This window comes from Microcystis sp. CS-574, assembly GCF_028329095.1.
GTDB classification, from domain to species: domain Bacteria; phylum Cyanobacteriota; class Cyanobacteriia; order Cyanobacteriales; family Microcystaceae; genus Microcystis; species Microcystis ichthyoblabe_A.
Genome location: NZ_JAQMSY010000167.1, coordinates 1 through 8,062, shown reverse-complemented (window position 1 = coordinate 8,062; position 8,062 = coordinate 1). Strand labels below are relative to the sequence as shown.

Annotated in this window: 9 protein-coding genes; 6 read left to right on the top strand and 3 right to left on the bottom strand. The window is 45.4% G+C overall.

All coding sequences use genetic code 11. The features are described from left to right. Positions 1–2: 2 nt before the first annotated feature. Positions 3–521 (top strand): hypothetical protein, encoded by a 519-nt coding sequence (locus PN470_RS13430; RefSeq protein WP_272104678.1) that lies wholly within the window; start codon positions 3–5, stop codon positions 519–521. Then, positions 466–2,193 carry a murein biosynthesis integral membrane protein MurJ gene (gene murJ / locus PN470_RS13425; RefSeq protein ID WP_272104677.1) on the top strand — a complete coding sequence of 576 codons (1,728 nt, stop codon included), beginning with the start codon at positions 466–468 and terminating at the stop codon, positions 2,191–2,193. The genes PN470_RS13430 and murJ overlap by 56 nt, the downstream gene beginning before the upstream one ends. A 245-nt stretch (positions 2,194–2,438) precedes the next feature. Here the strand turns inward: murJ and PN470_RS13420 are convergent, their stop codons facing one another. Genes PN470_RS13420 through PN470_RS13410 form a run of 3 tightly spaced genes read right to left on the bottom strand, consistent with a single transcriptional unit; the run spans position 2,439 to position 6,342 of the window. Then, positions 2,439–3,089 (bottom strand): hypothetical protein, encoded by a 651-nt coding sequence (locus tag PN470_RS13420; protein WP_272104676.1) that lies wholly within the window; start codon positions 3,087–3,089, stop codon positions 2,439–2,441. Positions 3,090–3,130: 41 nt separating this feature from the next. After that, on the bottom strand, positions 3,131–4,411 hold the full coding sequence (gene hisS / locus PN470_RS13415; protein WP_272104675.1) for a histidine--tRNA ligase: 1,281 nt from the start codon (positions 4,409–4,411) through the stop codon (positions 3,131–3,133). A 20-nt stretch (positions 4,412–4,431) separates the two neighbouring features. Beyond that, positions 4,432–6,342, bottom strand: coding sequence for a heavy metal translocating P-type ATPase (locus tag PN470_RS13410; RefSeq protein ID WP_272104674.1), 1,911 nt, complete (start codon positions 6,340–6,342; stop codon positions 4,432–4,434). Between the two features lie 6 nt (positions 6,343–6,348). Between PN470_RS13410 and PN470_RS13405 the strand changes: the two genes are divergently transcribed. The 4 genes from PN470_RS13405 to PN470_RS13390 all read left to right on the top strand — a co-directional run. After that, the gene (locus PN470_RS13405) at positions 6,349–6,657 is read left to right on the top strand and encodes a hypothetical protein (RefSeq protein WP_272104673.1); all 309 of its coding nucleotides are present in this window, start codon (positions 6,349–6,351) and stop codon (positions 6,655–6,657) included. 134 nt (positions 6,658–6,791) lie between these two features. After that, entirely contained in the window at positions 6,792–6,998 is a 207-nt protein-coding gene (locus tag PN470_RS13400) for a type II toxin-antitoxin system HicB family antitoxin (RefSeq protein WP_008198193.1), read from the top strand. Positions 6,999–7,000: 2 nt separating this feature from the next. Further along, entirely contained in the window at positions 7,001–7,228 is a 228-nt protein-coding gene (locus tag PN470_RS13395; RefSeq protein ID WP_104398028.1) for a type II toxin-antitoxin system HicA family toxin, read from the top strand. 116 nt (positions 7,229–7,344) lie between these two features. Then, positions 7,345–8,062 (top strand): tetratricopeptide repeat protein (locus PN470_RS13390; RefSeq protein ID WP_272104672.1); only part of this gene is annotated, 718 nt, incomplete at its 3' end.

The following is an 8,062-nucleotide window of genomic DNA, read 5'->3' as shown; positions in this document are numbered from 1 at the left end:
TGATTTCTAGTCTATCTTTGACAATGGTAGTCGGTACTTCCTGGGCAAAACCGAATATAGTTTTGGCTCAAACTTGTAATTACTTTGCCGGAACTGCTGTGACGGGAAAAAGCGTTAACATCGATTTATGTTCGATTGTTCCGGCTAGTTCGCGTAGTGTTGACTTTGTTTATTATTTAGGAAATCAACGACTGGTTAGCCAAGCTAATTGTGATAACGGAACTTGGACGACTTTTCCCGAAAGACAAATTCATCGTCCCCGCTCTCAGGCGACTCAAACAATGCTAGAGGTGGTGTGTAGTTACAGATTCAATAGTTCTCAATCCACATCAAGAATCGCCACAGCAATAGTCTTTTCTCCACCATCAAATGTGAGAACATCCCCCAATGGCAATATCATCTGTTCAGTCAGAGAACGTAGAACCATCAATATTTATGGTTCGGTTGGCTCTTGGTATTATACGAATGTCTGTGGGGAAATGGGTGTTATACACTCCAGTCAAATTAAATTTGACAACTAGAGATCGCTTTTCTACGGGAACACAGAAACGGGTAGAATCGATCAATGCAGTTGTTTTCTTTCGAGGTGTCGTCATTAATAAGAAAGCTACCCGTTCCTTAGCCGGTATTGCCGGAATTGTCGCCGTTGCCACCTTAATCAGTAAGGTTTTTGGTTTAGTCCGCGAACAGGTAATCGCCGCTGCCTACGGTGTCGGGCCGGTGGTGAACGCCTACGCTTTTGCCTACGTTATCCCCGGTTTTCTGTTAATTCTCCTCGGTGGCATTAACGGCCCCTTTCACAGTGCTTTGGTCAGTGTTTTGGCCAAAAGAGATAAATCCGAGTCCGCGCCGATTGTCGAGACTATTACCACCCTAGTAAGCGCGATTTTATTAGCTGTCACCGTCTTTTTAATCGTTTTTGCCAATATTTTTATCGATGTTCTCGCCCCCGGTTTAGATGCCGCCACCCGCAGCATGGCCATTCAACAACTGCAAATTATGGCCCCCATGGCGGTTTTAGCTGGTTTAATCGGCATCGGTTTCGGTACTCTCAACGCAGCGGATCAATACTGGCTACCGAGTCTCAGTCCGCTTTTTTCCAGTGTGGCGGTGATTATCGGGGTGGGTTTGCTGGCTTGGTTTCTTGGCGATCGCATTGATGAGCCGCAATATGTGCAACTGGGGGGTTTTGTCCTCGCCGGTGGTACTCTCGTCGGGGCGCTCTGGCAATGGTTAGCACAAGTGGGCGCACAAGTCAAGTCAGGTTTAGGAAAATTAACATTTCGTTGGGATTGGCGGATACCGGGGGTGTCGGAGGTGTTGCGGGTGATGATTCCGGCCACCTTATCTTCGGGAATGTTGCATATTAACGTTTATACTGACCTCTTTTTCGCTTCTTTTATCGAAAATGCCGCCGCATCCATGCGTTACGCCAGTTTTATCGTTCTCACGCCCTTAGGCATCATGTCTAACATGATTCTCGTGCCGTTTATGCCGATATTTTCTCGACTGACGGAACCGGAAAATTGGGGAGAATTGAAGCAAAGAATCCGTCAGGGTTTATTATTGACGGCTTTAACCATGTTACCCTTCACCGCTATCTTCATCGCCCTCGCTTTCCCGGTAGTGCGAGTTATCTATCAACGGGGTGCCTTTAATCTGGCTGCCTCGGAACAGGTGGTTCCCGTATTAATGGCCTACGGTTTCGGGATGTTTTTCTATCTCGGCCGCGATGTTTTAGTACGAGTGTTCTATGCTTTGGGTGATGGCGAAACTCCTTTTAAGGTGAGTATGGTAAATATTTTTCTCAATGGTGCGCTGGATTTCCTCTTGTATAGACCTTTTGGTACTCCGGGGATTGTTTTAGCAACCGTGGGGGTTAATATCCTTTCTATGGGCATTTTTACGGTGATTTTAAATCGTCGTTTAGGAGGTTTACCTTTGGGAGAATGGGGTTTATCCTTATTGGGATTAACGGTAATTACAATGCTTTCTGGTGTTGCTAGTTGGGGTGCTAGTTGGGGATGGGAAAAGCTTTTCGGTGCTGGTAATATTTTCCTACAATTATTACAGTTAGGTTTTGCTTCAACCGTAGCGGTGGGTTTATTCCTCCTCGGTGCGATGTTATTGAAGTTACCGGAATTAGACCTATTAATCTCGCGAGTTCGTCAGAAGTTCTTGAAAAAATCTTAGGTTTAAGTTGCTGCCTCACCTCATCATTACATAGGGTTTGCTGAAAAAGTTTTTTCTGGGGGCAGGGTGTAGGGTGTAGGGTGTAGGGTGTAGGGTTTTACCGATTTTCATCTGGTCAATTATCTAATTTTCAGGGAAAAAGTACCTGAATTTTCCCCCCAATCACTCCAAGGGTCGGCACTTTTTGATGGGCAAAAGGTCTAAAAGTTTTACCCAACAAGGTTTTCACATTTATTCAGCAAACCCTATTTATTTTTAGGAATTGGGGGCAGTTGCGGGGATTTTCGGCGAGAATTAGAACCGGATATTTTCGGGGGTAGGGGTGCAGAACTGCGATTAGATAAACTTTGAAGGCTCTTTTTCATATTAGCAGGTTCTGGCAGTTCTAGAGTTACCCCTTCCCCAGCAGTCATTGTTTCCTCTGGTAGGCATAAATCAAAAACAAAGGCGGAATTATTGGTTAAATCGGCCAATTCTAATTTTACTATCTCTCGAGAGGATTCTAGTGCTAATAAAGGTTCAATTTCGGTTTTAATTAACTGTTCTAATTGAGCCAGATAATTGATCTTAACAGGAGTAACAATTAAAGTTAACATTTCTTGCCAACCTTGACCCCCCAATTCTGCCAGAATATCCCCATAACAGCGAATTTTCCAGCTACCTATTCCCAAATCTCGATAGGAAAAAATTTCCAGCCAACCCCCAGCATCCGATCGATAATAATGAGTATATCGTTCACTACTTTCGGGAGATTCGTAATCGATACGCACTTCAATATGAGCAAAAGGAGAATCCAGACGGGCCAAAAGACGATAGTTTCCCGAGACAATTTCTAGGGAATTAGTAGAAATTGTGCGTCCGTGATTTTCCCCTTGTTTTTGCAGTATAAATTCCATAATCCTAGCCTAGGCCTAATGTTTGGCCATGACGCTAAAACTTAGGATTTGTGCCGGGAGATTTGCGCTTTTAATTCCCCTGCTTGTGTCAGTAAATCCGCTTGGGTTAGACTAATTTGTTCTTGGGTGGCCATCCATTTCAGTTGTACCGTGCCATTTTCAGCCTCAGCATCCCCCAAAATTATACAGCCCACGGCCTTAGCTCGATCGGCCCGTTTAAATTGTTTTCCGAAAGCGCTGCCGCTTAAGTCTAACTCAACGCTAAACCCCAATCCGCGTAATTGTTGCGCTAACACCACACTGCGGGCCTCAGCTTTTTCTCCTTTGGAGACGAGATAAAAATCGGGAACCAAAAAAGATAAAGACTGCTTTTGTTGTAATAATATAATCAGACGTTCTAAACCGATCGCCCAACCCACTGCCGGCGTGTCTGGACCGCCTAATTGAGCTATTAAACCATCATAACGACCACCACCGCAAACCGTAGCTTGAGCGCCTAAATCATCGGACTGAATTTCAAAGGCCGTATGGGTGTAATAGTCCAATCCTCGCACTAAACAGGGATTAAGATTATAGATAACTCCCAAATCGGTTAGTAAAGATTGCACCCGTTCAAAATGCTTTTGAGAATCACTGCCGAGATGTTCAAGAATACTGGGGGCATTCTTACAGATAATCTTGGTTTTTTCGTCCTTACTATCCAAAATTCGCAGGGGATTTTTTTCTAATCTCTGTTGAGAATCTGCATCTAAATCAGCTTTGTAGGGAGTCAAATAATCTAGCAAGGCCTGACGATAATTTTGCCTATCTTGGGCATTTCCCAGGGAATTAATATCTAATTTTAGGGTTTCTAGCCCCACAGCTTTTAATATCTCGCTGGCAAGGGTAATTACTTCCACATCCGCCCTAGGGTCATCACTTCCCAACAATTCGACCCCGATTTGATGAAACTGTCGCTGCCTACCCGCTTGCGGACGTTCATAACGAAACATCGGCCCCTTATACCAGAGTCTTTGTACTCCTCCGGCGGCCTGTAATTTGTGTTCAATATAGGCGCGAACGACCCCAGCCGTTCCCTCCGGTCGCAAAGTCAGGGAACGTTGACCGCGATCAAGGAAAGTGTACATTTCTTTACCCACCACGTCCGTCGCTTCCCCGATACCCCGTTCAAAAAGTTGCGTCTGTTCAAAAATGGGAGTTCGTATCTCTTGATACAGCGCAGTCCCTAAAATTCTGCTGGCAGTTTCCTCTAACCACTGCCAGTAACCGACCTCCGCCGGTAAAATATCTTTTGTGCCTCGGATTGCCTGGATTTCGCCCATAGTTCTCTGTATTTTTATCCCTATTTGAACAATCTTAAACCGCTTAGAGTCACTAATACCGTCGATCCTTCATGACCGATGACACCAAGAGGTAAAGTTATATCACCGGCAAAATTGGCTATTAGCAATATGCCGATAAACGCGAGGGCGAAAGTGATATTCTGTTTAACGATGCGATTGGCACGACGACCAAGGTTAATCGCGCTGGGAATTTTGGCTAAATTATCGGACATAAGGATAATATCGGCCGTTTCCAGGGCCACATCACTACCAGCTTTTCCCATGGCAATCCCCACATTAGCCATAGCTAAAGCGGGCGCGTCATTAATGCCATCCCCCACCATAGCGACAGTGTGATATTTTTCTTGGAGATTTTTGATCACGGTTAACTTATCTTCGGGCAGTAAATCAGCGTAAACCTCCTCAATACCGAGTTTTTCAGCGACTTTATCGGCACTTTGTTGATTATCACCCGTAATTAAAACGATATGTTCGATACCGATCTTTTTTAGCTGCTTCACCAGATTAACTGCCGATTCCCGCAGGGTATCGGCCACAGCGATCGCCCCGATTATTTGATTCTCTTGTACTACCCAAACTAGGGTTCTGCCTTCTTTTTGTAAACGTTCGCGGATAGCTAAAATATTCTGGTCAAGATCGGAAATATGGTCACGAATATAGGCAAAATTGCCCACAGATACCGACTTATCGGCAATTTTTCCCGTGATACCCCGTCCCGATACCGCTTGCACCTGATTAGCACTGAAGAAATTTATACCACGTTCCCTGGCTGTGGCGGTAATAGCGAATCCGATGGGATGTTCCGAACAGGATTCTAGGGATGCAGCCACCGCTAACACCTCATTTTCGCTGACTGCATGGATAGGGATAATTTCCACCACTTGCAACTTACCGAGGGTGAGAGTGCCGGTTTTATCAAAAGCGATCGCTCGTATGCGGCCGATCATCTCCAATCTTGCGCCATTTTTGAATAAAATCCCCTGTTTTGCCCCGTTAGCGATACCCGATAACAAAGCTGGCATAATTGAGGCCATTAAAGCACAGGGAGAAGCCACCACGAGAAAAATTAAGGCCCGATAGATAGTAGTTTCCCAGGTCCAACCCCAGAGAAAAGGCGGTAAAATCCCGAAAATTAAGCCCAAAATCACGATAATTTTCGCATAACCCCGCTCGAAACCTTCGATAAACTGTTGGGAGGGAGGGGATTCATTTTGCGCTTTTTCTACCAAACGAATCACCCTCTCAATTAAGCGACTTTCGGGGGGAGTTTCCACCTTTAAACGTAGCACTCCCGCACCGTTGAGAGTTCCCGCAAAGACTTCTTCCCCGATGGTTTTATCCACGGGAAGCGATTCCCCGGTAATTGTTGCTTGATTAATGGGACTGTTTCCCTCCATAATAATGCCGTCAATGGGGATTAATTCGCCCGGTTTGACTAAAACTGTGTCACCGATCCGTAATTGCTTGATAGGAACCTCTTTTTCCCTGTCTCCCGTGATTAATCTAGCAGTATCGGGAGTCATGGCCATGAGAGAACGAATATTGCGATCGGTTTTCGCCATGGCAATCTGTTCTAATGCGCCACTAATAGCGAAAATCAGGATTAAAACGGCTCCATCGATGATGAGATAGTAATTACTATCCCAGAGTCCCAAAATCGCCGCCCCCAAGGCCGCTACAATCATTAACAGGTCCACATCCAGTTCTTTTTCCTCCCATAAAGTCGTCAATCCTGCTTGGGTACTCTCGTATCCTCCCACCACATAGGCGATCGCTAGTAGGATAAAAGCCGGGCCGATCAGATTAAGGTGTAGGCATAACCAACCAAAAAAGACTAAAATAGCGCAAATTCCTGCGGCAACTGCCGAGGAATACTCAGACAACCAAGAGGACGAGATACTCTGAATCATGGATCGATGGCAATTACTTTTCTCCCCATTCTAGAAAAAATTGGATCGATGCAGAAACCCCCTAGGACGTTATCCCCTGCAGCTAACCTAGCCGATAATAATTGGAATTTTGCCGAGGTTTGGATCGATCCGCTGCTATCTCCTCCCTATATCTTGCTTTTACTCGCTGAATCTTCAGGAAACTATCGCGTGTACGATCCCTCTGAGGGTTATCAGGTGGTATTTACCGGTGCGAGTTACGAGGCAGCGGAAAATTGGCTATTAGAGGACGAATTTGAACCGGTAGAGGGACGACTTTCGGCAGTAGAGATATAATTTCCTTATCTTGCTTTCCGCTTTTCTTCAAAACCCTTATTCTGTATGCTGTTTAGCAAGAATTAGCGATCGCCGCTTAACCAACTCAGGCCCTAATAGGTAAAATATAACCTGGGAGATTATAGTGAGAAGTTATGAAGTTGACTGTAACACTTGACCGTGACGAGGATGGGGTTTGGGTTGTAGAATGCCCCAGTATTCCGGGTTGTGTCAGCCAAGGTCAAACGAGAGCAGAAGCTCTAGAAAATATCAGAGATGCGATTATCGCTTGCCTTGAAGTTCGTGCAGAACGTGGACTACCGCTCACGATTGAAACTTGTCAAGTAGAGGTAATGGCCTAATCATGTCCTCTGCTCTTCCTGTTCTCAGCGGACGTGAAGTAGTCCGAATATTTGAAACCTTTGGCTGGCAAGTTGCGCGTCAAAGTGCAAGCCATATCATTATGGTTAAGGAGGGTGAACAGGTAACACTCTCTGTTCCTGATCATCGTGAAGTGGCTAAAGGTACGCTTCGTAGTCTTATTCGTACTGCTGGAATTACTTTACAAGAATTTGTTTCTGGCATGAGATGAACAAACAAGTCGAGGAAGCCGAAAATTGGCTACTAGAGGACGAATTTGAACCGGTAGAGGGACGACTTTCGGCAGTAGAGATATAATTTCCTTATCTTCCTTTCCCCCTTTCTTCGATGCTATCCTTACTAAAAAAGCTCTGGAATTGGCTAAAATCGCTCTTTATTGCCAGTCCGAGGGCAATTAACCTCAAAAAAGTCGAAAATACTCCTCCAGAACCCAGCGATGGGGAATATGAAGGGATATTGATGGGGTTATTCGAGCAGGTAGCGGCGGGAACCACTACCGACGGGTTACGGGGATGGCTATACAGTCGCCATTGTGACGATAAAAAGCTGGCGCGGTGGTTAGAGGTCAAAAGCGAGGAATGGCTACAGTATCCAGAAGATTATCAAACTTTGGGGCGGGATCTGGCGGCTTTAGGGAAGGTGATGACGGGAAATCTGGGGGAAGTATCCCAACGGATTAGCCTCCAGTTACGCGACGCGGTGAGGGATGTTTCCGGTGTGGAGGGGGAAAATCTATGCTCAAAGGAGACGGATTTAACGGAAGTGGTTCAGGATGCCGAATTCTGGTTTGAGCAAGGATACCAGAAAGTAATCAATGGGGATTTTATCGGCGCGATCGCATCCTTCGATCGAGCTTTAGAAATTAAACCCGATTACCCTGATGCTTGGATCAGCCGAGGGATTGCGTTATATAATTTAGGCAGATTTGAAGACGCGATCGCATCCTTCGATCGAGCTTTAGAAATTAAACCCGATTACCCTGATGCTTGGATCAGCCGAGGGATTGCGTTATATAATTTAGGCAGATTTGAAGACGCGATCGCAT

Coding starts and splice junctions, on each gene's coding strand:
- murJ (WP_272104677.1), top strand. CDS start 466: ATGTCTGTGGGGAAATGGGTGTTATACACTCCAGTCAAATTAAATTTG.
- PN470_RS13420 (WP_272104676.1), bottom strand. CDS start 3,089: ATGGAATTTATACTGCAAAAACAAGGGGAAAATCACGGACGCACAATT.
- hisS (WP_272104675.1), bottom strand. CDS start 4,411: ATGGGCGAAATCCAGGCAATCCGAGGCACAAAAGATATTTTACCGGCG.
- PN470_RS13410 (WP_272104674.1), bottom strand. CDS start 6,342: ATGATTCAGAGTATCTCGTCCTCTTGGTTGTCTGAGTATTCCTCGGCA.
- PN470_RS13405 (WP_272104673.1), top strand. CDS start 6,349: ATGGCAATTACTTTTCTCCCCATTCTAGAAAAAATTGGATCGATGCAG.
- PN470_RS13400 (WP_008198193.1), top strand. CDS start 6,792: ATGAAGTTGACTGTAACACTTGACCGTGACGAGGATGGGGTTTGGGTT.
- PN470_RS13395 (WP_104398028.1), top strand. CDS start 7,001: ATGTCCTCTGCTCTTCCTGTTCTCAGCGGACGTGAAGTAGTCCGAATA.